17 protein-coding genes are annotated in these 24,471 nt (G+C 57.3%); 8 read left to right on the top strand and 9 right to left on the bottom strand.

Annotated elements, in window-relative coordinates; translation table 11 throughout:
• Window positions 1-8 precede the first annotated feature (8 nt).
• The gene (locus tag ACUUL3_RS16480) at window positions 9-2,609 is read right to left on the bottom strand and encodes a flagellar assembly protein A (protein ID WP_448553222.1); all 2,601 of its coding nucleotides are present in this window, start codon (window positions 2,607-2,609) and stop codon (window positions 9-11) included.
• A 133-nt stretch (window positions 2,610-2,742) separates the two neighbouring features.
• On the opposite strand from ACUUL3_RS16480, the gene ACUUL3_RS16475 reads away from it, so the two are divergent.
• On the top strand, window positions 2,743-2,997 hold the full coding sequence (locus ACUUL3_RS16475) for a hypothetical protein (protein WP_448553220.1): 255 nt from the start codon (window positions 2,743-2,745) through the stop codon (window positions 2,995-2,997).
• Between the two features lie 5 nt (window positions 2,998-3,002).
• Here the strand turns inward: ACUUL3_RS16475 and ACUUL3_RS16470 are convergent, their stop codons facing one another.
• Window positions 3,003-4,589, bottom strand: a complete 1,587-nt coding sequence (locus tag ACUUL3_RS16470) for a peptide chain release factor 3 (protein WP_448553218.1) — start codon at window positions 4,587-4,589, stop codon at window positions 3,003-3,005.
• A 272-nt stretch (window positions 4,590-4,861) separates the two neighbouring features.
• Between ACUUL3_RS16470 and ACUUL3_RS16465 the strand changes: the two genes are divergently transcribed.
• From ACUUL3_RS16465 to ACUUL3_RS16455, 3 genes are all read left to right on the top strand, one after another.
• Window positions 4,862-5,392, top strand: a complete 531-nt coding sequence (locus ACUUL3_RS16465) for an HIT family protein (RefSeq protein ID WP_448553216.1) — start codon at window positions 4,862-4,864, stop codon at window positions 5,390-5,392.
• 119 nt (window positions 5,393-5,511) lie between these two features.
• Window positions 5,512-6,897: a class I SAM-dependent RNA methyltransferase gene (locus tag ACUUL3_RS16460; protein ID WP_448553214.1), complete on the top strand. Its 1,386-nt coding sequence runs from the start codon at window positions 5,512-5,514 to the stop codon at window positions 6,895-6,897.
• 176 nt (window positions 6,898-7,073) lie between these two features.
• On the top strand, window positions 7,074-7,886 hold the full coding sequence (locus ACUUL3_RS16455; RefSeq protein WP_448553212.1) for a substrate-binding periplasmic protein: 813 nt from the start codon (window positions 7,074-7,076) through the stop codon (window positions 7,884-7,886).
• 60 nt (window positions 7,887-7,946) lie between these two features.
• On the opposite strand, the gene ACUUL3_RS16450 is transcribed toward ACUUL3_RS16455, so the two are convergent.
• From ACUUL3_RS16450 to ACUUL3_RS16425, 6 genes are all read right to left on the bottom strand, one after another.
• A complete protein-coding gene (locus tag ACUUL3_RS16450) occupies window positions 7,947-8,390 on the bottom strand; it encodes a hypothetical protein (protein ID WP_448553210.1) in 444 nt (147 codons plus the stop codon).
• 108 nt (window positions 8,391-8,498) lie between these two features.
• Window positions 8,499-8,696 carry a hypothetical protein gene (locus ACUUL3_RS16445; RefSeq protein ID WP_448553208.1) on the bottom strand — a complete coding sequence of 66 codons (198 nt, stop codon included), beginning with the start codon at window positions 8,694-8,696 and terminating at the stop codon, window positions 8,499-8,501.
• A complete protein-coding gene (gene glk, locus ACUUL3_RS16440) occupies window positions 8,687-9,697 on the bottom strand; it encodes a glucokinase (protein ID WP_448553206.1) in 1,011 nt (336 codons plus the stop codon). Before glk ends, ACUUL3_RS16445 begins: the two co-directional genes overlap by 10 nt.
• 136 nt (window positions 9,698-9,833) lie before the next feature.
• Window positions 9,834-11,366 carry a methyl-accepting chemotaxis protein gene (locus tag ACUUL3_RS16435; RefSeq protein ID WP_448553204.1) on the bottom strand — a complete coding sequence of 511 codons (1,533 nt, stop codon included), beginning with the start codon at window positions 11,364-11,366 and terminating at the stop codon, window positions 9,834-9,836.
• A gap of 719 nt (window positions 11,367-12,085) precedes the next feature.
• Complete coding sequence (locus ACUUL3_RS16430) at window positions 12,086-12,790, bottom strand: 4Fe-4S binding protein (RefSeq protein WP_448553202.1); 705 nt, start codon at window positions 12,788-12,790, stop codon at window positions 12,086-12,088.
• A gap of 94 nt (window positions 12,791-12,884) precedes the next feature.
• Complete coding sequence (locus ACUUL3_RS16425; protein ID WP_448553200.1) at window positions 12,885-13,232, bottom strand: hypothetical protein; 348 nt, start codon at window positions 13,230-13,232, stop codon at window positions 12,885-12,887.
• 40 nt (window positions 13,233-13,272) lie between these two features.
• Here ACUUL3_RS16425 and dusB point away from each other — a divergent pair, with 40 nt between their 5' ends.
• Window positions 13,273-14,220, top strand: coding sequence for a tRNA dihydrouridine synthase DusB (gene dusB / locus ACUUL3_RS16420; protein ID WP_448553198.1), 948 nt, complete (start codon window positions 13,273-13,275; stop codon window positions 14,218-14,220).
• Between the two features lie 90 nt (window positions 14,221-14,310).
• Here the strand turns inward: dusB and ACUUL3_RS16415 are convergent, their stop codons facing one another.
• Window positions 14,311-14,538, bottom strand: coding sequence for a hypothetical protein (locus ACUUL3_RS16415; RefSeq protein ID WP_448553197.1), 228 nt, complete (start codon window positions 14,536-14,538; stop codon window positions 14,311-14,313).
• Window positions 14,539-15,788: 1,250 nt separating this feature from the next.
• Between ACUUL3_RS16415 and ACUUL3_RS16410 the strand changes: the two genes are divergently transcribed.
• From ACUUL3_RS16410 to ACUUL3_RS16400, 3 genes are read left to right on the top strand one after another with little or no spacing between them, the layout of a single operon-like run.
• Entirely contained in the window at window positions 15,789-21,185 is a 5,397-nt protein-coding gene (locus tag ACUUL3_RS16410; protein ID WP_448553195.1) for a fibronectin type III domain-containing protein, read from the top strand.
• A 20-nt stretch (window positions 21,186-21,205) separates the two neighbouring features.
• Window positions 21,206-21,787, top strand: coding sequence for a hypothetical protein (locus tag ACUUL3_RS16405; RefSeq protein WP_448553193.1), 582 nt, complete (start codon window positions 21,206-21,208; stop codon window positions 21,785-21,787).
• 21 nt (window positions 21,788-21,808) lie between these two features.
• Window positions 21,809-24,454: a hypothetical protein gene (locus ACUUL3_RS16400; protein ID WP_448553191.1), complete on the top strand. Its 2,646-nt coding sequence runs from the start codon at window positions 21,809-21,811 to the stop codon at window positions 24,452-24,454.
• Window positions 24,455-24,471 lie beyond the last annotated feature (17 nt).

Here is a 24,471-nt window from a genome sequence, read left to right as displayed (position 1 = left end):
ACTCGTTTTCATCGCATGACAATCCGCCCGGCCTCATCGAGAAGAAAAACCGCCGGCCGCCTGATATCCTCGGCGACCTTGTGGATCTGGCCGCCGATCACTATGGTGGTCCCGACGTAAACCGCTTTTCTGATGATGACCCTGATCGCCTTCAAATCAATGGCTGCCAGTTCCCTGGCCAATTCGTCCCGGGGCCTTGCCAGATGCGCCTCGGCCTGGGCGAGATTCCGGCGCTGCTTGGCGAGCAGGGACAGCTTGCGCATCACGTCTTTGGGAAGATTCGCCCCCTTGCCGTGCCCGAGGTAACGGGCCAGCACCGTATCCATCTTGGCCCGCTCCCGGCGGTAGCCATTGATCTGCTTGTTCAGGGCGGCGATCCGCCGTTTGAGGACGGGATTGGTGCCCGCCATGAGCACCGTCCTGACCCCGGCCGCGGAGCCCACCTCATTGACCTCGATGCCCTGGATCGCCGAGACGGTGCCGCCCCGGATCCGCCCCCTGCCGGCCACCGCGGAAAGCGTGCCGCCGGCCGAGATAAAGCTGCGCATGGCCTCGTCATGGATATAGATATTGCCGCCGGCATGGACCCGAGCCCGCTCCAGAAACTTCACCGAAACATCGCCTTGGGCCTTCACCCTGCCATGCTCCAGGCAGATCACCCCGCCCGCGATTTTGACATTGGCGCCGGAGGAAACAAGGCCGTCCTCGACGCCGCCGCCGATCAGGACATCGCCGCTGGCCCGCACGGTAAAACCGGAGCGGACCCAGCCCTTGATGGCCAGGGCGCCCTCCATGTCCAGGTTGCCGGTGGCGTAATCCACATCGCCTTTGATCTCGTAAACCTGAAAAACCGCGATCTTATCCTTGTCAATCAGGGAGACCATCCCCCCGGTCTGGGCGGTGAAGACGAGTCCGTCTTCGGAAACAGCCACATTGGCCTGGGGAAGCAACTGCCTGTCGAGACCGGGCTCGGCCGGCAGCTCCCGGCCCAGGACGTCATGGCCGGGCTGCCCCTCTCCCGCCGGGATCTTACGGGCAATGACCTCACCGGCCTTGACATTGTTGATGAGGTTCCTTTCCCGGTAGTCGAGACGGTCGCCAGTTTCCGAAGAGACCCCGGCGATCTTCCCCAGGGAGATGTGCATCTCGATCTCGGCATCGCGCCCCGCGACCGGCGTCGTCCCTCTGGCGACGACCACATCGTGGAGCACCCTGTTCTTCTCCGCCGCATAGGCCAGGGCCTTCTGCACCACCTTCCTGCTGACCCCGAACACGATCTGGTGCCGGGCAAGCAGGCGCTCGACCAGCTCCATGCTCAGGCCCATGCCGCCTCGGCCCGGCGGATGAACGGTGAGAAAGGCCCGCATGTTGTCTTCGGAGATCCTGACGGGATCGAGAACGGCGACAACGCCGTCGGCATAGTCGGCATAGCCGGCCACGATGGCCTCTGCCACGATAAAGGTGAGCCCATCGTCTATGACCGCCACATTTTCGCCCGGAGTGATGGCCAGATCCCCGGCCGGCTGGCCGGCCAGAATCTCGCCGATGACCGTGCTGCCGGCAACCGGCTCCACCAGGGGCACCTTCTTGACGAGGACATCGCCCCCCAGCACCAACTCCCGGACCAGACTCTTTTCGGCAAGGACGCCGGTCTGCCGGGCCTGGTCGGTCACCGCCGGATTCTGGCCATGGAGGCGAAACGCAAACTTGACCTGGGCGTCCACCCCGTCCCGGGCCGGAGAGCCGGCAGCCGCCCGCAGCTCGGCAATGGGGGTGTCCCGGGCCAGAGCCGCCGAGATCGCCTCCTCCAGGATGCCGTGCACCACGCCGGCCGCGGCCAGGGTCACCTTGACATCGGCCGCGGTCAGGCGGCTGTTGTCGGCCATGACCGGCTGGATGGGCAGATATGCCGACATCTTGTCTTCGCTGAGCCGGACCGGATTGATCACCAGTATGCTTTCCCGGGAGGCGCTGGCCCGGCCATAAATATCGGCCACGAAACTGAGGCCGTCCTCTTCCGCATGCACGTTGACGCCGGCGGTGAAGACGCTTTCCGCCCCGACCCCGGCCGGGATCACCTCGCCAAAGACATCCGTGCCCGCGGTGCCGCTCGCGGCAGGAATCCGCACGGCGACAACCTGACCGGGCCTGACCATGTCGGCGGCTTCGGGGGCCGGATTGGCCGCGCCCAGGCCCACCTTGAGCTCCACCCTGCCGTTGGCCCCGGCAATGGCTGGCACTCCGCGGGCGATGCAGACATTACTCTCCGGGCTGCCTGTTTCCCTGGCCAGGGCGACCACCTGGGCGATGGCTTCGTTGTCGATGCCAAAAACAATATTTTTCCCGGCCAGGACCAGGAGCACGTCCTCCGCGGAAACAGGCCGGCCGTTGCCAAGGGGAGGAGTGATGACCTTGAGAAAGGCGGCCAGTTTGTCCGGCTGCACAACGACTTCGAAACGGCCGGGTAGATTCCTGACCGAAACCTGATAGCGGCCCGCGCCGATTTCAGCGACATCCACCCCGGCAGTCGGCACCTTGAGCAGGCGCGCCCCTTCCGTCCGGGCGTCCTCGGTATTTTGCGCTTCCACTGTGACGGAACTTTGCACCATTACACCATCGGCTGTTGCGGTTTTCAGACCGGGCAGGGAACAGCGGGATCCGATTCATGACGGACGGTCCGGTTCAGCACCGGCCACCCTCTTCATAATGATGCACATTTTTTTGCTGATCCTGCAAGCGTGATTGCTGGCGAGACAGAAGGGAAAGCGCTACAATCAGCGCAAGATGGGGAAAAAGGAGCAAACGAAAAAAAAGGAACGCGTCCTGGCCGGTATTGCCATGACCGGGGTGGGGCTCGGCCTTGCGGTCATTGGCCTGCGGGCGCTGCGTCTGGCCGCCGCCGGATTTCTGCTCTGCGCCGGCAGATTGCGCGGCAGAAAGAAAGATCGGGAAAATCCGGCCCGGCCCGAGAACCGAAAGCGGCCGGAGCCGGGCTGACCGCCTCAGCTGTGCTCTCGGGTCTTGTGGAAAACGATGTCCGGGAACAGCTCCCTGGTGCGGCCCAGACGCCATTCGCTTTCCGCCAGGTAGGCCAGGTGGCCTTCGGCGTCGAGGGCCAGATGCGCCTGATTCCTGGCCTTGAACTCATCGAGTTTCCTGCGGTCTTCGCACTCCACCCAGCGGGCGGTGGCATAGCTCACCTGCTCGTACACCGCTTCCACCCCGTATTCCGCCTTGAGCCTGGCCATGGTCACGTCAAACTGCAGCACACCCACGGCGCCCAGGATGTAATCGCTGCCCAGCTGCGGCCGAAAGAGCTGGACCGCGCCCTCCTCCGCCAGTTGCACCAGACCCTTGTTCAGCTGCTTGACCTTGAGCGGATTCTTGATCAGCACCCGCCGGAAATGCTCGGGGGCAAAATTGGGAATGCCGGTGAACTTGAGGGGCTCCTTGTCGGAAAAGGTGTCGCCGATCTTGATGGTGCCGTGGTTGTGGATGCCGATGATGTCGCCGGGATAGGCCTCCTCGACGTTGGTGCGGTCCTGGGCCATGAAGATGGTGGCGTTGGCCAGGGAGATCTCCTTGCCGAGCCGGTGGTGCATCACCTTCATGCCGCGGGTGAACTTGCCGGAACAGATACGGAAAAAGGCGATGCGGTCCCGGTGGGCCGGATTCATATTGGCCTGGATCTTGAAAGTGAAGCCGGAAAAAGCCTCCTCTTCCGGGGAGACCATGCGGCTCACGGCCGCGCGTGGTCCGGGGGCCGGCGCCAGCTCGACAAAGGCGTCCAGCAGCTCCCGGATCCCGAAGTTATTGATGGCGCTGCCGAAAAAGACCGGGGTCTGGCTGGCCTTGAGATACTCCCGGTGTTCAAAGGGGCTGGCCGCGCCGGAGATAAGCTCGATGTCCTCCCGCAGCTTGTCGGCCTGGCTGCCGAGCAGCTCGTCGAGGAGGGGATCGCTCAGGCCCTTGACCACGATGGAGTCCTGCGGCCGCCGGTCCTGGCTGGGGGTGAAGAGGTTCAGCTCCTGCCGGTGGATATTGTAAACGCCCTTGAAGCTCTTGCCCATGCCGATGGGCCAGGAGAGCGGGGTGCATTCGATCTGCAGCTTCTCCTCGATCTCGCTCAGGATATCAAGCGGTTCGCGGCCTTCACGGTCGAGCTTGTTGATGAAGGTGATGACCGGCGTGTTGCGCATCCGGCAGACCTCCATCAGCTTTTCGGTCTGCGCCTCGACGCCCTTGGCGCTGTCGATCACCATCAGCGCGCTGTCCACCGCGGTGAGCACCCGGTAGGTATCCTCGGAAAAGTCCTGGTGGCCGGGGGTGTCCAGGAGGTTCACCTCGAAATCGCGGTAGTTGAATTTCATCACCGAGGTGGTCACCGAGATGCCGCGCTCCTTTTCGATGCTCATCCAGTCGCTCACCGCGTGGTTGTCGGTTTTCCGCGACTTGACCGCGCCGGCCATCTGGATGGCGCCGCCAAAAAGGAGGAGTTTTTCGGTGAGGGTGGTCTTGCCGGCGTCAGGGTGGCTGATGATGCCGAAGGTGCGGCGGCGCTTGATTTCCTTGCTCAGTTTACTGCTCAATGCTGTAACCTTTTCTGCTTGATCTGGACAAAACCTTGCCGCCTCGGGCAAAGAGGGGGGAAAACGCCTCGTTTTCATGCGGAGGGGCGAAGGAAAATAAAAACGGGCCTCAAACCAGGCCCGCCAAAAGCGCTTTATAACGCAAAAAACGCATTTCGTCAGCAACTTCCACGAAAAAAGCGCCCCGGCAAACATAATTTTAACGGGATCCCGCTGCTCTTTTATGCTATATCTGGCCTGGATTTCCCTTCAACCTCAGACCAGGATCCCCCATGCACAGCCATGCCCCCTTCGCCTACCGCTGCCCATTCTGCCTGCTGGCCGCCGGGGTTGCAAACGAGCACGTCACCTCGCGGGCAAGCGACATCGTCTACCAGGACGAGGCGGTGCTGGCCTTCATCTGCAGCCGGCAGTGGCCCAACAACAAGGGCCATGTTTTGATCGTGCCCGCGGCACACCATGAAAATATCTTTGACCTGCCCCCGGAGCTTGCCGCCAAGATCCACGCCGTGGCCCGCGAAATCGCCCTGGCCATGAAGACCGCCTACGGCTGTGAAGGCATCTCCACCCGGCAGCACAACGAACCGGCCGGCAACCAGGAGGTCTGGCATTATCACCTGCACCTCTATCCCCGCTATGCAAACGATGGCCTCTACCGCACGGAAAAAGGGGAAGTCATGGCCCCGGCGGAGCGGGCCAAATACGCCGGACTCCTGCGCGGAGCGCTTGCGTCCCCGCCTCTCTCCCTTGTCGAAAATGTTGTCGGCCGGGCAGAGCGGGCAGAGCGGGCAGAGCGGCAATGAGCGGCAATGAGCGGCAATGAGCGGCCGCGGCTGCGCCGCGCCCTGCTATTTTCCTGTCCAACTTCGCTCTCGCACGGTATAGTGGATTTTTCCTCATCCCCCTTTCCCGTGGTGACCCCTTGGCCTTCAGACGATCCCAGCAAAAAAAGAGCCCCACCGGCAACAGGGCGAAAAAACCGGGCGCCAAAACCGTTGCCGCCCCCAAGGCCTCGCCGGATGAACAAGCCGAAACCTTGCCGCGCCCAAAAGCGCCCTTTGCCAGAAACCAGCCGGCCCCCCTCTCCTTTGCCGACGCCTTAAGGCCCCTGATCACCTCCAGCCTGCCCCGCACCGACCTTGAGCCTCTGCACAGTTCGCCCCTGGCCCATCTCGAATATGCGGCCGAGCTTGCCACCAAAAATCAGGGTCTGGCGCTCTTCTGGAAACACCACAGGCTGGCGGGCAAACCGGAGGCGACCATCGCCTCCCCCAGAGCCCGCGGGTACCGCACCACCTCGAAACGGCGAGGCCTGCTGCACGGTTCCACCCTCTACCTGCTCTTCGGCGACAAGGCCGCCCTGCCCAAAAAAGGACAACCCTTTGAGCCCTCACCCCTGGAGCCGGGCGAGCATGCCGCCCTCTTTGCCTTTTTGCAGAAAAAGCTCAGCGAGGCCACTTACCGCCTGGTGGCAGGCCATCTCAATTATCTGATCATCAGGGGCAGCTATGCGGAGCAGGCAATAATCTTCAACGTGGATATGCTGAACGGCCCATTGGTCCGCAAGCTGAAAATGCTGGCCGAACATCTCCGGAAACTGCCCCACCCTCCGGCAGCGGCCTTTGTCTATCTGGACCCAAGCAAATCGGACTATTACCTGGAAAGCAGCCGACCGGCGGAAACCCTGCACTTTAAAAAGCTCTTCGGCCCGGACAAACTTGCGGTTTCCTTTGCCGGCTGCCGCTACCTCTTCCACCCCACCTCCTTTTCCCAGATCAACGAATCCATGGTGGAGCCGATGCTGGAAAAGGCCGGGGAGCTGCTGGTCCCGGCGGCAAACGAGAACCTGCTCGACCTCTATTGCGGCTACGGACTCTTCAGCCACTTTCTCGCCCCCGGCTACCGGCAGGTGCTGGCCATCGACGGTGAAGGCCCTTCAATCCGGGCGGCGGAAGAGAACTCCCGCCTCAACCGGGCTCGCGGCGGCAAAATCAAATTCATGGCCCGCCGCATCACCGCCGCCATGCTGGAACGCGAGTTGCCGCCACCCACCGGCCCGGAGGCGCTGCTCCTCGACCCGCCCAGGCAGGGGCCGCTACCCGGCGTGATCAAGGAACTGGCCGGCCGGGAACCACGCAAGGCGCTGCATATCTTCTGCGGGGTGGATCAGATCCCCCAATCCCTCAAAGAATGGCAGAAAGGCGGCTACCGGCCCGAGCGCATCGTGCCCCTGGACATGTTCCCCGGCTCGGCGAATCTGGAGGTGCTGATCCTCCTCGCCAGGAACGCGGAAGGGAAAGCCGGCTGAGTTTTTCTTGGCCGCCGGCCCGCCTTTTTTTGCGAAAAGGCCCGGGGAGTTGCTTTTTTGCTTTGCGCCAAAGGCGCTTGACTTCGGGCGGAAAACCGGACAAAGTATCAGGATCTTTCTGCGCGCGCCTCCGGGCGTTACTGCCAGCCGCGAACCGAGCGAGGATGGAATTGCCTTTGAATACAACGCGAATTCCCGCCAGTCTCTTTTTTCTGTGCTCCGTGTTTTTCCTGCTCGGGCTCGCGGGCTGCACCGCCGCCGTCCAACCCAGCCCCGGCATGGATCCGGAATTCCTCAGGGTCGGCGTCACCCCCGACTACCCGTACCTCATTTACCGGGACGGCCAGACCGGCGCCATCTCCGGACTTGAAGCGGAATTCGCCAAAAAACTTGCCGCACGCCTCGGCAAAAAGGTGCGCTTTGTCGAACTGACCTCGGAACATCAGTTCTCCGCCCTCGCGCACCATGAGGTGGACATCATCATGTCCGCCATGGTCATCAGCGAGATGCGCAGACTCAGCGTCGACTTCACCGAGCCGTACCTCATCACCGGACAGCTGGCCCTCACCTCCTCGGCCAGGGCGGAGGATTTTCCCACCGCCCAGGCAATCCTCGCCGCAAACGCCAGTATCGGCGTCGAAAAAGGAACAACCGGCGATATCTTTGTCCAGCGGTTCTGCCCCGGGGCCGAAGAGTTCTTTTTTCCCTCCCCCGAGGCGGCGGTCAATGCCCTCAAGAATCAAAAAATAGACCTCTTTGTCCATGACGCCCCGGTGATCTGGTTCCAGGCGAGCAGGAACGGGGCCGAGGGCCTTATGGTGCTCAACTATCCCTTGACCCGCGAAGAGCTGGCCTGGGCGGTGGGCAAGAACGACCTTCCCCTGTTGCAGGCGGCGAACAGCGCCCTTGCCGCCTGGCGGCAAGACGGCTCCCTGCAGGCGATGCTGCGGGAATGGTTCCCATTCGCGGGATCGACTGATTTCCCATAAAAAAAGGGGCCTGGTGACGCCAGACCCCTTTTGCCAGCCGCGGATATCTCCCCCCTGCGCTCAGGAATAGAGCGCCTTTCTCCAGCCCTCCGCCTTGAGCCTGGACACCCGCTCAATATTCCAGCGCTGGATGGCCTCAAGATACTTTTTCTGATCCTCCTTGAGCAGGGCCACGATTTTATCTTTTTCCTCTTTGATCTCCTCCCGCTCGCCAGGGTACATCTCCAGCCAGCAGGCATACCCATGGTCGAAGATAAAACCGGGGTTCACCGCATCCATGTCGAGTTGCAGCCTGCTTGCCGCAAGCATCTTTGCCAGGGGCATGTCGTATTCAATGACCCAGCCATTGTCGTTGAGCATGGCTTGCTCATCAAAAGCCGTATTGCCTGGGCAGGCTGGACAAAAAAGACGCTGGATCACTTCCGGCTGCATGAGATTATCCCGCAGATGGAATTGCACCTTCCGCGCGCCGCACTCACAGGTTTTTCGAACATCGATACACATGGCGCCCTCCTTAATAGGAAAAATTATCATTAATAATTAGCAAACACACACCCACTTTTCAAGGGAAAAATAGAGGGGAACGCCAAGACTGGGGGAAATTCAGGACTACTACTTCCTGCGGGAACAGGGCTCGCTCTTGCGGCCGTCGATCATGTTGCGAAGCAGCCGCCATTCGGCTTTCGCCTCCTCAAGGGCTGCGGCAAGGCGCATCTCCTGATCCGGCGTGGCGCCGGCCAGGAGTTTTTCAAGTTTTTCCACCTGCTGCCGGGCGCGGTACAATTCACGGGCCAGATCTTTTATCGACACTGATTTTCCTCCTGCGCCATCCTTTGGGATGCGGCCAGAGCCGCCCCCAAAAGGGTCGTATTTTCCCGGGTAATGATCCGCACCGGAATTCGGCGAAGGATGTCGGCCATCCGGCCCTTACCGACGAAAACCGCCATGAAGGCCTGTCGATCAAAGACAGGCAGAAGACGGGGAAGGATGCCTCCTCCCAGAAATATGCCGCCCGTCGCCAGGAACCTCAAGGCCGCATTACCGGTCTCCGCGGCGAGCACGGCAAAAAAGAGCCGCAGCGTCTCCAGGCAAACCGGGCAATCATGTTCCAGGGCATGCCGCAGCAAGACCGGGGTGCGATCCGCGGCGCCGGCCAACTCTTCCTCAAGTTGCGGGGAAACCCGCCTCCCGTCGGCCTCGACGAGAAACTGATAGAGATGCGGAATCCCCAGGCCGGAACAGACGGTTTCATAGCTCACATGCCCGAATCTTTCCCGCAGGAAAGAAAGCAGTTCCTGCTGCTGCGCGGTTAAAGGCGCAAAGTCCGCATGGCCGCCCTCGGATGGATAGGCGCGGTACCGTTCACCGTCCCAGCAGAGATATGCCTCCCCCAGACCAGTGCCCGGCGCAAGGACGGCAAGGGTCGCGTTTGTCACCGCCTCGCCGGCATTGACCACGAAAAGATCCTCGGACTTCAGAAAAGGGACGGCGCGGGCCGCCGCAACCAGGTCGTTGAGCAGCAGCACCTCGGCGAATCCGAACCGTGCCTTGAGCTGGGCGCTGTCCACTGTCCAGCCGAGATTGGTGATCGAGGCCTTGCCCGCGACCACCGGCCCGGCCACCCCGAAGGAAACCAGAACGGGCGATTGCGGGCACCCCTTGAGAAACTCAGCCACCATGCCGCCCAGATCGGCATGCTCGCCGCTGGCAAAACGCTGCTCCCGGAGGAGAACGTGGCGCCCGGCGTGCATTTGATAGAGAGCAAGGATGGTTTTTGTGCCGCCCAGATCCCCGGCAAGGAAAAAACCCATGGTTCCACCTCAGGTCCGTAGCCGTCAGGACCTGCTTCGCAAATAACAGCCAAGACAGAAGAGGCCGTGCCGGTGAAGGCACGGCCTCTTCTGCCAAACAAAAAACAAAAACCGGACGCCCCTGGCCCGTGGCTTCCTACTCCACCCGGGCAGGAACGTCGCCAAGGCGGCGGTTTGACTCCTTCCTTCCCTCAACCAACTGTGTCAGCATCATAATGTTGTCGCGAAGCATCAGGGTCTGGGAGGTGACCGCTTCGGAAGCAGCGGCCAGCTCTTCGGCATTGGCGGCCATCTGCTGGGTGCCGCTGTCCATTTCCGTCATCGCCTTGTTGATCTGGACAATCCCCTGGGTCTGCTCATGGGAGGCCGTGGAAATCTCCTCCACCAGAATTCCGACCTTGCGGGAGCCCTCCACCACGGACTGCGACTCCGTGACAACCTCGTTGACCTTTTTCAGGCCGTCATTGACGTTGGTAATGGCCCGGTCGATCAGGTCGCTGGAATTCCTGGCAGCCCCGGCAGTGCGCTGGGCAAGATTCCGAACCTCCTCGGCAACCACGGCAAAGCCCGCGCCGTGCTCCCCGGCCCGGGCGGCCTCCACTGCCGCGTTCAAGGCCAGCAGGTTGGTCTGGAAGGCAATGCTCTCAATCTCCTTGATGATCGAGGAGATCTGGTCGCTGTCCTTTTTGATGTTCTGCATGGAGAGCTGCATTGCCGCCACATTGGTGTTGGCCTTGGCGCTGATGTCGGCATTCTGCTTCATGGAGGAGTTGGCCTCGGAGGAGTTGTGGTCGTTCTGCTGCACCATGGCCGTAATCTCCTCAAGGGAGGCGCTGGTTTCTTCCAGGGAGGCCGCCATTTCCGAGGCCATCTCCGCCAAGGTCTGGGAAGTGCTGGCAGTGGCCTGCGCCTCGTCGGAAATTCTGTCCGCGCTCTGTTCGAGTTCGTGGACAATATTGTTGATGACCCGCACGATCATCTGCACGAAGAAGATGGAAAAGAGAATAACCACGATGATGGTGACCCCGCCGCCCACGGCAAAGAAGAGGCTGAACCATTTCACCTCGGCAATGGTCTTTTCCTTCATCAGATCAGCGCCTTCCCGCAACAGATCGACCGCGGTCTTCGTGCTGCCCATGAGGTCATAGTAGTATTCAAAGAAATCCTCCTCAAAAACCTCCAGGGCGGTATCGGCGTCCTCTTTTTCCAGGGCCGGCAGGATGCTGCCGTTGATCAACTTTTTCATCTCCCCCCAGGAGGCGGCCAGCTCCTCGTAGGAGGCGACGACCTCGGTGGCCCGCTCCAGGGTATGGCAGGAGCCGCAATAAAGCTTCTTGCCTCCGCCCTGGGCAATGCTTTCCCGCATCTCCGCGATAACCTCATCGAATTTCGCCATGGTGGTCGTCAGCCCGCTCAGGGTTTCGGGGTCGTAATCGATGATCTGGGACTTGAGGATGCTGTTGAGAAGATTGAGATTGAGGCGGACCCGGGCGATCTTGTCGATGTAATCCATCTTCATCTCGATGCCGGAATAGGTTTTGCCGCCGATCTGGACGCGCTGGATAATGAACTGGGCTATGGATATGCTGCAGATCAGAGAGATAATGACAAAGGCGACCAAGAGAAAAAGCTTTACCCGTAAACTGAGACTGTCAAACCACTCCTTCATAGCGATTTCTCCCTTATAATCACTGGTTCATGCTTTTCACGCATGTCATTATAAGAATATTTCGCCCGTTTTTACCACATAAATATTTTGTGTTTCCATGCTGTTACATTGCACCACCCTAAAAAAAAGCCCTTTCCGGCGCAAACCGGCCTGGACAGGATGTCGCAGCAGGGCCAGCCCTGCACGTGGAACGCGCCAAGCCCTGGCGCGGGTATTTTTTCCCCGCGCCAACCGGTATAATTTTTTATACTCCCGCCTTTCCAAAGTAAAAGATCTCCTGCACGGGATCCTGGCGTTCACTCCCATGATTTCCCCCCAGCAAAGGCGGTACAAAAAAACTTGCACCTGAATAACCTGACGAAATCACAGGACTTAGCAGCTCCACCTTCCCTTGCCGCAGCCCGGTCGGTTTAAAAATTTGTACCCGCGTATTTCTGCCCAAAAAAGCATCTCCCACTAACCTGCCGTTATAACGCAAAAAAAATAAAACAAAAAATCCCCCCGCCATGGCACACATGTTGCTTTATAAACTGATCAAGATAAACAACTCTTATCTCCTTTCTCCTAAAAGAAGGCCGACTCCCCGCAAAGTCGGCTTTCTTTTTTTTTTGCAACTTCCTCCCCCGGTTGCACCAAGAGAAAACCCATTGATTTTCCAAAAAAAAAGCGCCGCAGGCTCGTATGCCCACAGCGCTTCAAACACGAAGCCCACAAAAAACTTACCGGATCGCTTTCGGCCCCAGGCCGAGATTGCCCAGGGGCGAACAGTGCCCCTGCGGCGCACTGGCGAACGCCAGGGCCTTCTGCGGGCAGTTTTGCACGCAGTTGGCGCAACGCATGCACCTTGCGCTCTCCACAAACCCCTGATTCTTGTATGCCCCCGGATTTGTTTCGATGGGGCACACCTTTTGGCAGATTCCGCACTGCTTGCAACTCGACGCCACCCGCAACACATAGTTGCAGGAGGAAAACAGCCCCTGAAAGGTCGCCATGGGGCACAGGCTGCACCAGGACCGGGGTTTCCAGTAGAGGCCCAGGCCCATGGCAAAGAGCGTGGATATTGTCCACATCATGACAAAACTCGCGCCGACCTTTTCCGGATCCCCGCCGGAGAGGAGGAGTCGGAAAAAAAGCAATCCCATCATCAGGACAAAAAGAAGCCGTCGGAACCAGGCTGCCTGGAACAGCGGCAGCATCTTTTTTTTCCGACTCACCAGGGCAAGGATGCGCTCATGGAAGGCGCCCATGGCACAAATCCAACCGCAGTAAAAGCGGCCGCGAAACATGACGAGCACCACCATGACGGCAAGCAGAACAATCGGTAAAAAGCCGAGATAGGGAAAAAACTGGCCGCCGACGATGACGATCGGCACCAGCGGAGCAAGCAACCATTGTGTGATTTTTCTACTCGTTAACTCCTTCATAAAGCACGCCCCCCAGCGTATACAAGACACAATAATAATATAGAATTTAATCCAATTCTTAATATAAGAAATTCATTATTTAGTTTAATTCTTACTAATTTGCAATCTTTTTTTCCCATTTCCCGGCACTAAAATGCCCGCCCGGCGGATCTGACCCGGTCTCGACAGCTTTGCCGGTGTTTGTTGCGGTCCGGTTATGGCGAAGTTTTATTTCCTTTGGAATTGCTCGCCCTGCTTCAGGGGCGGGCATCAGGCGCGAAACAGGAAGGAGCCGTGTTGATTTCGCGGCAACCCCGTCGAGCCGCGCTTTTTCTTGTTTGCCAATCGGCAACAACCAATCTATACTGCGCTCCCTGTGGTCGTCGGCGCCTTGTCCGCCACCAAGACCCCGCAGCCAACCCTCACGAACCCGGCAAGGGGGTTCGTTTTTCTCCTTCCCCATGCCGCAGGGCTTCTGCCCGCAACGGATACGCAGCCAGCCCATGTCCTGGAATATCGGCCCCATCCGCCTCAGCACCCCCCTTGTCCTCGCCCCCATGGCCGGCTGCACCGACCTGCCCTTCCGCCTTCTCTGCAAGGAATTCGGGGCCGGGCTCTGCTATGCGGAAATGATCAGCGCCAAGTCTCTGCTCTCCCAGCCGGAAAAAGCAGAAGCCCTGCTGCAAACAAACCCGGACGACCAGCCCGTTGCCATGCAACTTTACGGGAACGACCCCACCCTGTTTGCTGAGGCGGCCGCCCTTCTCTCGGGCTTGCCCATCGCCATCATCGATATCAACATGGGCTGCCCCATGGAAAAAGTGGTCAGGGAAGGAGCTGGCGCCGCCCTGATGAACAACCTGCCCCTGGCCAAAAAAATCATCGAGGCGGTCTGCGGGAGCTCGGCGAAACCGGTGACGGTGAAAATGCGTTCCGGCTGGAACCAGACAACAATCACTGCGCCGAGGCTGGCTCAGATTGCCGAAGATGCGGGAGCAAAGGCCATTGCCGTCCACGCACGCACCTGGACGGACGGTTTCACCGGGGAGATCGATTGGGGAATAATCGAAAAGATCAAAAAAAATGTCGCCATCCCGGTAATCGGGAATGGCGATCTGAAAAACCGGGAAGAAGCCATGGCCGTGCTGGCAAGGACCGGCTGCGAGGGGATGATGCTCGGCCGGGCCGCCTTGGGGGCGCCCTGGATCTTCTCCGCCCGGGTGAACCCGCATCCATCCATCGGCTTCAGGATCAAGGCCCTGCAAAGGCATCTGGCCCTCATCGAACAGTACCTTTCTCCAGAGGAGGCGCTTTCAAAAATCAGAAACCACGCCTGGAAATACTTTCGCGGGGCCATCAACGGCAAGAGCATCCGCAATCGGCTGGAAGCGGCAAGATCCTACGAGGCGCTCAAAGGCATTGTCGACTCCCTTGCCGAGCAGTATGGCTGACCATGCCAGAGACCGGCAAGGCTCACAACCTGACAGGGATTTCAGAAAGAAAAAGGGCTGCTCCGGGAACCAGAGCTTTCAGGCAGCCTGTTAATCCACGTTCAGGTGGGTGTCGTCGTTGACCGCATAGATGAGGGCACCCTTGTATTGCGGGCGGTTCCTGCCCTCAAGGTCTTCACTGTCGTAAAGATTATTCTCCCTGGCCCAGGCGAGCAGTTCCTTCATCTCCTTGCGGCCGAGATAAATGGCCCAGCATTTCTGGAGATACTCCTGCTCGTACAGCCCCATTTCCTTGTCCAACCGTTCGGTAATATGCATACGAAGCCCACAGCCTTTTCTTGTCGAATCTCCACACTGGGCCGCTCATCGGATTGGGCAGCCCCACCCCGCAGTGTGAGGAAATTACCAAGACCGGGCTTGCTTGACAATATGGAATCGGAAAAAGATAAAAAGAAAGGAAGGTTGCCGGAAAACATCTGATTTTTGATGCCTCGTCACCATCGGCAGGAAGACTTCGCGCAGGAGCCCGGGATTTCCATCCCTGTCTCTTATCGTAAAGGCAGAAGCCACGTATTCCTGGCCTCCATTCGGCGCCCCCCAATCTCATTTTTTTTTGCGCGTCCGCTTTTTCCCTCTTGACCTAACCTGCACATTCCCCCTAGTGTATTTTTCACCATACTCACTAAATGTGTTAGTTTTCTTTTTTCCTACACGACATCGGCTCACTGCACCAGGCTGAAGATCTGAGACCCAAAGCACCACGCGGGCTTTGGCCGCGAACAGAACATCAGTAATTACTTGCCATGCCCAGCAAGGGAGGAGAGATGCGATTCCCGCTTAAACATGTTCTTGTCGTCAAAATTGTTCTTGCCGCACTATACTGCTTCATCTCCGCAGCCCATGCCGTGCCAACGCCGACCCCCGCGGTCTCACTCACTGCAGCCCCCTTGCAAATTACAGCAGGGCAAAATGCCACCCTGAGTTGGTCGTCGACAGACGCAACCTCCGCCTCCATAACGCCTGATATCGGCACGGTTCCTGTCAATGGGACCATTGAGGTATCTCCGACCCAAACCACCAACTATGTCATTACGGTCAGCAATTCCAAATCCAGTGCCACAGCAAGCGTACAGGTTGTCGTTATCCCGCCGCCGGTTGTGAGTTTCAGCGCCTCGCCCGATCTCATCCGCAGCGGTTCATCAATAACTCTTTCCTGGAATGTCGCCTATGCCGAGGCCTGCCGCATCGATCCCGACATCGGAGAGGTTGCCACGTCTGGTTCACTTGTCGTGAGCCCATTGGCGTCGACAACTTATGCATTGACCGCCACAGGCGTGGGCGGCACAAGTACAGGGCTGAAAACGGTTACCGTGCTTCCATCTGAGCCCGCTTCCTCTACTGAACTTGTATTGAGAGAAAATCTGAACACGGTTTTAAGAAACCCGAAACAAATAGTCAGAACCTCATCGGGCCGGCCTTATTATTTGCTGGGAGGTGGGCCTTGGACGGCGACCGCGACAAATGGAAAAGTCTCGATTGCTTCCTCCGAAAATGACGGGGCGTGGAATTTGGTCGGGACCAACGATGAATGGTATATAAATACGGCCATTGGCGCTGCCGTGGACAGCGCCGACGTTATTCATCTTATAAGCTACAACTGGGTAAACCAGCCCTACTACCAAAAATTTTATCCAGCTGGCAGCGCAGCAAGCCCCAACACCTGGTCAGAAGTTGAATTGTTCGACACAACCGCCGGCCCCAAGGAGGCGCTCGCCGCAATCGCCATTGACGCCAATGATGCCCCCCATATCCTATACCAGCGAGCGGAAAGCTATAAAGGAAGTGCCATAACCACCGTTTACTATGCAAACAAAATCAATGGAGTATGGAACTTGCTGCCCCTTACTTCCGTTGAAGAATCTCTGATCATACCCACCATTGACATAGCTGTCGGACCGGACAATATCCCATACATCATGCTGAACAATAAGGTCCTCAAGGGCAATGCCAATAACCCTACGGCCTTTGAGGAGATGGTACTGTATGGAGGGGGAGCGTCTCTGGCCATTCACGCCAACGGCGATGTCAGGCTTTCATTCAACGTCAACGGACGCCACGTGCATTATCTGCACGAGGCAGGCCAACCTTGGAGCAATGGCTGGCTAACTTTGGACTCCGGGAAAAATTACGGTTCCGGCACCCTGGTATTGGTGGACGACGTGCCGTATACGGTATTCACCCTCCTCGGCGGGATCGGCATACAACGGGAGTTTGATTTGCCGACATGGGTCGCGCCGGCCTCCTCGGACGGAACCGGCTACAATTACGGCCCCACCCCGACAACACGCTGGAGTTTTTACAACCACCACGCCCCGGCCATCATCGATTTGGGGGCCCGCGCTTTTGTCTACTACGACACCAGTTATTTATATGCTAAATACTCCACGGTACTCCTCCCCGACTTTTCGGCGACACCCGAGAAAGGCGTTGCCCCGCTGACTGTCAATTTCACCGACAAATCGCTGCCGGGCCCCGGCGGTGCCATCACCTTCTGGGAGTGGGATTTTGACAATGACGGAAACATCGATGCCAATGAGCAGAACCCGAGTTACGTTTTTTCCTCTCTCGGCACATATTCCGTTGCGCTCACGGTTCAGGACTCTGCTGGGAACCGGGAAACGATTCTGAAAGAGAATCACATCACCGCCGATGTTGATTCCGACCATGATACGGTTCTGGACTTCGAAGACAACTGCCCTACCATCTTCAACCAGACCCAGGTGGATCTGGACGGGGATGGGATCGGCTATGCCTGCGACGACAATATAAATATTCTGCCCAAGGCATTTCTCTATTCTAATCTTACCCAGATCACCGAAACAGACCCATCGGCAACCGATGTCTCCACCTTCCTCGCCGACAATAATTGGGGAACATTCACCAGGATCCGCAAGGACCTGGACGGCTATGACGCACTGGGCATTATCAGCAACCTCGAAGCAAAGGATCTTGCCTCTCTGGCGGCCAGGATATATGTGGCCGACGCTGACGGGGGCGAACAATCTGTTTTGATTTATGCCTACAACGCGGACGGCGTTACGATTAACAGTGCTGCCATGCTTTCCGCAACCCTCGTTTCCGGGGAAAACTCCGTTGCCCTCACGTCCCTGCTTCCCGCGCAGAACAACTTCGGGTTCCTCAAGTTCCGGATCGTCGCCACCGATACCTGGGTTGACATTGCCGAACTCACCCTGACAGGCACAAGCGCCAAGGGCCTTGACAATCGGATTCTCACCCCGGAACCCGGGACTCTCGACTTCGGCGAGGTCATGGCCGGGGCCTATGTCTGGCAGCAAATCCTTCTCAAAAACACCGGCTCCGAAGATCTGCACCTCGGCAATATCACCCTGCCGCAGCAGGACCAATTTTCCCTGTCCGTTGACTACTGTTCCGGACAGACGCTTCCCCCCGGCGGAAACTGTTATCTGATCGCCGCCTTTTCTCCGGCAGGAGACGGCGTTTTTTCCGAGTATCTGCACATAGAATCGGACGACATGGACCAGCCGATTTTTGACTTCCCTCTGCAGGGCTCCTGTGCCTCCTACGCGTCCACCGGCATCATGGGAGAGATAGCAGACAAGAACTCGTCTCAACCGGTGAGCGATGCCGAGGTGACCCTGGACATGCCCCGGGAATTCAGCGCCTATATCTATGACTATGAAGGGCCGGGCGCCTCGCAGGTTTCCAGCGTGAGCGAGCCCATCCACGAAAACGACGAAACAAAGATCAAGCTGGTGAGCTCGGAAAGCGGCGAAATTGTCTACAAGGTCAGAAACCCCTATTCGGCTGTGGACGGCGCCAAAATCATCTGGAACGGCATCGGGGAATCCATCCGCTGCAGGGTGCTTGCCCAAAGCTTTGTCGCAGCAAAGACAGGGCAGCTCACAAGCGTGAGCCTCTACCTTGCCCGGGAGAACGTAAGCCCATACGCTTGGCAGGGTAAGGCTACCGTTTTCCTGAAAAAACAAGTCGGCGGCGAAGCGGATGCCATCCTTGCCACGAGCGAAACCCTGCCCTATATAAACCTGCCGACAACCCTTGGCATGGTAAATTTCCAGTTCCCGACGCCCGCCTCGGTGACGGCAGGGGAAACTTATTACCTCTTCCTCTACGGCTGGGGAACGGATTACGGATACCAAAGCGATGTGTTCTGGGGGAGCAATGCCGTTAATTCATACAACAACGGCACCGGCTTTCTCCGGGATGACACAGTCTGGCAGACCAAAGAAAGCCTTATCTTCCAAACCTATGTCGATGCGCAGCTCGATCAGAGCTACCTGCCGGGCAACGATGTCGTGAGCAATCTGTCCTGGGTGATCAACTACGGCAGCAGTTCAAGCCTTTACCTTTACAACAATACCCTGAGCTCCTGGGAACTTCTTGAGGGGAAAACGCATGGCCCCGGTTATGACGATGTTACCCTAACCGGAACGGTGCGGGAGAATTTAGCAGATTATTTGGACGGCGATGGCTGGCTCACCGTCAAATACCAACACCGGGATGGCCTGTCAAACCCTGTATACAACCTCGCCACCGATCAGTTTTCGGTTCTCTTTCTCAGCACGTCCGCAACGACAACGGATCCTGCCGGGCAATACTCTTTTTCCGGCCTCTTTGCCGGGGATTACGAACTCAGAGTCGACAAGGAGGCATATTTTGACGCTTCGGCCACCGGCACTGCCCTTCCTGGGCAGATAACCAGACACGACCTTCTCCTCACCCCGGCGCCTCCGCTGGCTGTCACTGTTACTTCACCGGCCGAAGGGGCACCCCTGACGGTGACCAATCTGAAAGTAGAAGGGACCGTAACGAACGCTCTCGAACAGGGCGATGTCACCCAAAATCCCGTTGTATATATAAACGGCCAGCAGGCAACGGTATATGTAGACGGCACCTATTGGGGCTGGGTCACTCTGGTTCAGGGGGCCAACCCCATTACCGTCTCCGCTGTCGACGAGTTTGAGCAGACCGCATCCGCGACTCTGACCGTCTACGGGGACTTCGGCATGATCACCGGCAGGGTGACCGACACCGCGGGCTTGCCCCTTGCTTCTGCCAGAGTCGACGTCTCCGACGGAACAACAAGCTGGAACGCTTACACCAAAGCGGACGGCACCTTTAGCCTTGCCGGCATGACCGGGGCTGTAAACTGCTACATCAGTATGGCCACTTACACCACCGAAACAATCCCCCTCACCGTTGCCGCCGGCACCGTTACCACCCTCCCGGATGTTGTCCTCAAGCTGGCGGCGCCCTCTATTTCATCCATCACGGTTAATCCGCTTGCCGCCAACAGCGCGACGATCAACTGGACCACCAACATTGCCGCCTCAAGCATAATCGAATACGGCACAACCACGGCCTATGGCCGGATTGTTTCAGACCCTGTCCTGAAAACAACCCACTCCCTCACCTTGCCCGATCTTGTTGCCGGCACCACCTATCATTTCAGGATCAAAGGCGTCAACAGCGATCAGGTGGAAGGCTTTAGCGCAGACAAGGTGCTGACCACGCCGGTGCCCTTTATTCTGGCCAATATCGCGGCAAGCGATATAACGGGCAACACCGCCGTTATCAGCTGGAATACCGATCAGGCCGCGGACAGCCTGGTCGAATACGGACCCACCACCGCATACGGGCAATCCGTGACGGATGGCTCCCTGGTCAACGCCCACAGCCTCGCTCTGGCCGGCCTTGCCCCGGCAACTCAGTATCACTACCGGGTCATTTCCGCAAACAGCCTTGGGGAGCGGGTCAGCAGCGGCGATTATCTTTTCACCACCCAGCCCCCGGCATTGATCAGCAATATCGTCGTCGGCAATGTCACATCGAACTCCGCCACCATCGGCTGGACAACGGACCAACCGGCCAGCGGCATGGTGGAATACGGCCAGAGTGCCGATCTCGGCCTGCTGGTGTCCGACAGCGCTCTTGTCACCAGCCACAGCTTTACCTTGGACAACCTGTATTCCGGAAAGGAATACTTTTTCCGGGTCTCCTCGACCAACGCCTATGGGATCCCGGCAAGCTCCGCAACAATGAGCTTCACAACCTCGGCTCTTTTCAGCATTCAGATTCTCTCGCCGGCCCATGGCGCGGTCCTGACCAGGCCTGATGTCCTGGTCAGGGGAACAGCCTATGCCATGGCCGGCGGCGAGACCGGCGTAGTGGTCAACGGCGTGCCTGCCTTAAGTTATGGGGGCGAGTTTGCCGCCAGCCATGTTGCGCTGGTCGAGGGCGAGAACATTATCACCGTCACAGCCACCGACCCGGCAGGAACCCAGGCTCAGGAGAGCATCATCGTTGTTTATGCCCCGGGAAGCGGATACGTTACCCTGGAGCCGGACAGCCAGTCCGCCCTGGCACCCATGGATACCACCCTGAACCTGGACACAACTTTCACCATGAGCGGCGTCCCGGTCTATTCCGGTTCCGGACCCGGTGCGGTGACCTATACGGAGACCGGCACGGTCGAGAGCATCATGGCCAACATGGCCGATCCCGGCATCTATTACTTTACCGTCGAAGCGCAGGATGAAGTTGGCGCCGTTTATAACGACACCGTTGCTGTTTTGGCCATGGATAAAACAGAATTGGACGCGTTGCTCAAGGCCAAGTGGGATGGGATGAAAAACGCGATTGTCGCAGGGGACGTCGAAGGAGGGCTTAGCTATTTCCTGCAACGCTCACAAGGCAAATATCGGTTGATATTCTCCGACTTGCTGGACCACCTCCCGGCCATTTACAGCAATATGCAGGCCATTAGCATGATTTACTGCGAGGATGGCATTGCCAAATACCGGATCAACCGAACCCAGATAATCAATGGTTCAGCGATTGAGATCACATATTATATCTACTTTGCCGTTGATGGGGATGGGCTGTTCAAAATCTACAAATATTAACCTTTAGAAGGATGAAGAAAATGCAATCCTTAATACGGATGACAATAGGAATGGTGGCACTGCTTGTTCTTTCCGGCTGTGCGGTTTCCCATAAGTACGGCCCCTATATGGGCCAAGTCGTGGACGCTGAAACCGAAAAGCCTATCGAAGGGGCGGTAATTTACATGGAATTTTACACTCTATCCAGCAATTTGGCCGGTCTTCAGTCTCATTTTGCAGACACCAAAGAAGTGTTTACGGATGAGAATGGAAAGTTTTCTCTTGAGTACCGTGTATCAACCATACGGCCGGGGCAGGTTTGGGATACTCTCCCACGAACCTATGTGTTCAAACCCGGCTATGGAGTGTATCCCGGTTATAAGGGGACGAAAGTTTTCCCGAAACCGCAACTTGACGATGGCGCAATTCCTAAAGATAAATTTGTGACTATAAGCTTGGTACCTTTAGCCACAAAGAAGGAGAGGATGGAAAATCTCTCTCACCTATACATTTCACCACTTATCCCATACACAAAGAAGAATGATATTTTAAATCTACTAGACGATGAGCGGATATATCTGGGACTCACGCCATTACACTCTGATGATAATAACCCAAAATGACTAATTATCAAGGATGGCAAAATGTTGACAAAAATGACAACTATTTTTTTTGTTTTTCTCGTCATTCCATTACACACATCAATGTGTTATGCCTTTGACGATAAAGAAACCCACCCTAAAATTAATATTTCTTCTTCAAACCTGTCGTCAATTAATTCCTATTTAACAGAAATTTTAAAATTCCATGATGGCTTAAAGTCAACATTAGTTAATGATAGTGATATAGAATTCTTTCTAGGCTTGGGAGGAACGAAAGAAGACTCTGGCCTGCGCTCCCTCAATCACTTCCACGATCCCTTGATGCCGTGGGAAGAGGCTAACCTAACAACCACCGAGATAGTGGGTAACTCCTCGGCCCTTATATGGGCTCAATCGTCTGAAAATGATGCATCCTGGCATGTCGCCCGCAATAGTTTCTACGAAGCGTTACTCACCAATTCGCCAGCCAGCTATGTCACCACCTTTACGACCTTAGGGCAGTTGATACACTTGGTTTCGGACATGGCGGTACCTGCCCATGTTAGAAACGATGCCCACCCGGAAGTTATCATCCCCTGGGTCAGTCATTTTGAACTGACGACAAAAAAATGGGCCCAACAATCTGCCTTGAACCTTGACGGGTTGCCATTCACACCGGACCCGGAAATCTTCAATCATGCCATCCCCAATAACGATGCGCCGCTTCCGATTGCGTCATTGTTTGATATCGACGCTTATTCCGGCACTAATCCGGAAATAACCATGGACCCCTTGATTGGCCTTGCCGAGTACACTAATGCCAATTTCCTCAGTGAGGACACAATATTCAGCAATTACCAACACCCTGATGAAGCAGACACCAACCACATAACGATTGCTTGGAATAATCCGGTCCCGGTTGATGCGGAAGACGGTCAGATTGATAACAAAATTTATGTTTACAAGATAATTGCTGACGGCCAAACATCATTATACCGGCTTGCCGCTGCAGGCTACCATGCCTTGGATGAGTATGAGAGCAACATCCCCATTCACAACCTGATCCTTGATGAAGAGGTGTATCGTGATTATGCCGGGCAACTTGTCCCCCGGGCTGTCGGATACTCCACCGCGCTCTTAAACTACTTCTTCCGCGGCAAGCTCGCCGTGAAAACACCCCGCCTGACTACAGCCCATGATGGCTCCATCTCCTGGATCGAACTGCTTGTCAAAAACGACTCACTCCTTGGTGGTGTCCCTGAGCGGTTTGGCGGCGGGACAATCGAATTTGTCTACAGTTATACCCCGGCGGGGACTTCTGAGCCCGTATATATCCGGCAGCAGACGCCGGTTTATACCGTCTCTGATGCCACCGACCCGATCAACAGCAACTACGTGACGATTTCCGTGCAGCTCGACACTCCCATCCCGGCGAATGCCGCGGAAATCGCCGCCACCCTTGTCTATTTCGGAAAGCTCGGCCAGGAGGAAGGGGCGGTTGCCGCAAAGGTGCAGAAACTCGCCCCCAACTCCAGAATCGCCTACATGTACCAACCAGGCGGGGAAGGCAATGAAAGCAATATTTATGTTGTTTCTCCGGACGGAAGCGGCCTGCTGCAGGTCACCTCCGCCTCTGCGCCCAACACTTCCTTTTTCGCGCCTGCCTGGAGCAGCGACGGTGGCCTGCTCGCCTTTGAAAAAGAAGTCTGCACAAACCCGATACCAGACCAGCCATGCAGCATTGAGTATTACCAACGATCCATCCAAGTGATTGCAACCTTCTCCGGCGATATATATCCGAACAATGTCCAGTATTCCCTTTTCGAAGGCAATGATCATCCGCTGGCCACCCCGGCTTTCTCGCCGGACGGCACCAAGATTGCGGCCCTGATGCTTCCTGTCAGCGAGTCTGATTACTGGAGCACGCTTGTCGTTTTTGATCTGGCAAACAACACCTGGGAGGTGGTGAACAGGAACGACGACCGAAGCGTGCTGAACCTGTGGGGAAGCGCGCCAGCCTGGTCTCCCACGGGTGACGCCATTGCCTACTACTTGTGGGGAGAATACAGCGATGTCACGAAACAATGGGAATACGAGGGGGATATTTTCGTTATCACCCCGGATGGAGCGACCAAAACGCGACTCACCGACGACGACTATACCAATACCCACCCCTCCTGGTCGCCGGACGGCGAAACGATTGTCTTTGCCTCGAACAGAGACGGCGGCACCTCCCTCGACATCTGGACCATGGACAAAACAGGGCTGAACATGCGGAAGGTTTTCGATTGCGACCCGGTTGACTGCCGGACGCCGAAATATTCTCCGGACGGCAGGCAGCTCACCTTCTTTTACGGAGATGCCCTCTACACCCTGACCTTGGCCGACGGCTCCCTCCATCAGGTGGTGGCGCCGGGCTTCCTGGCCTATGAAGCGGCCTGGTCACCCTATCTGCCCTTGCCGAAGCTGAACGATGTCGGCGCCTCCCCGAGTACTGTTACGGCCGGTGTGGGTTCCACGATACGTTGGACCACGGAAGGGGCGCAGGTCGTGCGCGTGGATGACGGGAAAACAGTTCAAGAGTACCCTGCGAAAACCACCACCCAAGTAATTGTTTCGCCAGACCTGACAACAACCTATACGATCACTGCGGTTGGAGTATCAGGGGCAACAACAGAAACCGTTACCGTTACGGTTGCCGTGCCATGATAGAGTAACAATAGGGA

This window comes from Thiovibrio sp. JS02 (assembly GCF_053485635.1).
This window is presented reverse-complemented; position numbering and strand designations above follow the sequence as displayed.

Excerpts from the sequence above, each read along its gene's own strand:
- ACUUL3_RS16480 (WP_448553222.1), bottom strand. The coding sequence starts at position 2,609 with ATGGTGCAAAGTTCCGTCACAGTGGAAGCGCAAAATACCGAGGACGCC.
- ACUUL3_RS16465 (WP_448553216.1), top strand. The coding sequence starts at position 4,862 with ATGCACAGCCATGCCCCCTTCGCCTACCGCTGCCCATTCTGCCTGCTG.
- ACUUL3_RS16450 (WP_448553210.1), bottom strand. The coding sequence starts at position 8,390 with ATGTGTATCGATGTTCGAAAAACCTGTGAGTGCGGCGCGCGGAAGGTG.
- glk (WP_448553206.1), bottom strand. The coding sequence starts at position 9,697 with ATGGGTTTTTTCCTTGCCGGGGATCTGGGCGGCACAAAAACCATCCTT.
- ACUUL3_RS16435 (WP_448553204.1), bottom strand. The coding sequence starts at position 11,366 with ATGAAGGAGTGGTTTGACAGTCTCAGTTTACGGGTAAAGCTTTTTCTC.
- ACUUL3_RS16430 (WP_448553202.1), bottom strand. The coding sequence starts at position 12,790 with ATGAAGGAGTTAACGAGTAGAAAAATCACACAATGGTTGCTTGCTCCG.
- ACUUL3_RS16425 (WP_448553200.1), bottom strand. The coding sequence starts at position 13,232 with ATGGGGAAGGAGAAAAACGAACCCCCTTGCCGGGTTCGTGAGGGTTGG.
- dusB (WP_448553198.1), top strand. The coding sequence starts at position 13,273 with ATGTCCTGGAATATCGGCCCCATCCGCCTCAGCACCCCCCTTGTCCTC.
- ACUUL3_RS16415 (WP_448553197.1), bottom strand. The coding sequence starts at position 14,538 with ATGCATATTACCGAACGGTTGGACAAGGAAATGGGGCTGTACGAGCAG.
- ACUUL3_RS16405 (WP_448553193.1), top strand. The coding sequence starts at position 21,206 with ATGCAATCCTTAATACGGATGACAATAGGAATGGTGGCACTGCTTGTT.
- ACUUL3_RS16400 (WP_448553191.1), top strand. The coding sequence starts at position 21,809 with ATGTTGACAAAAATGACAACTATTTTTTTTGTTTTTCTCGTCATTCCA.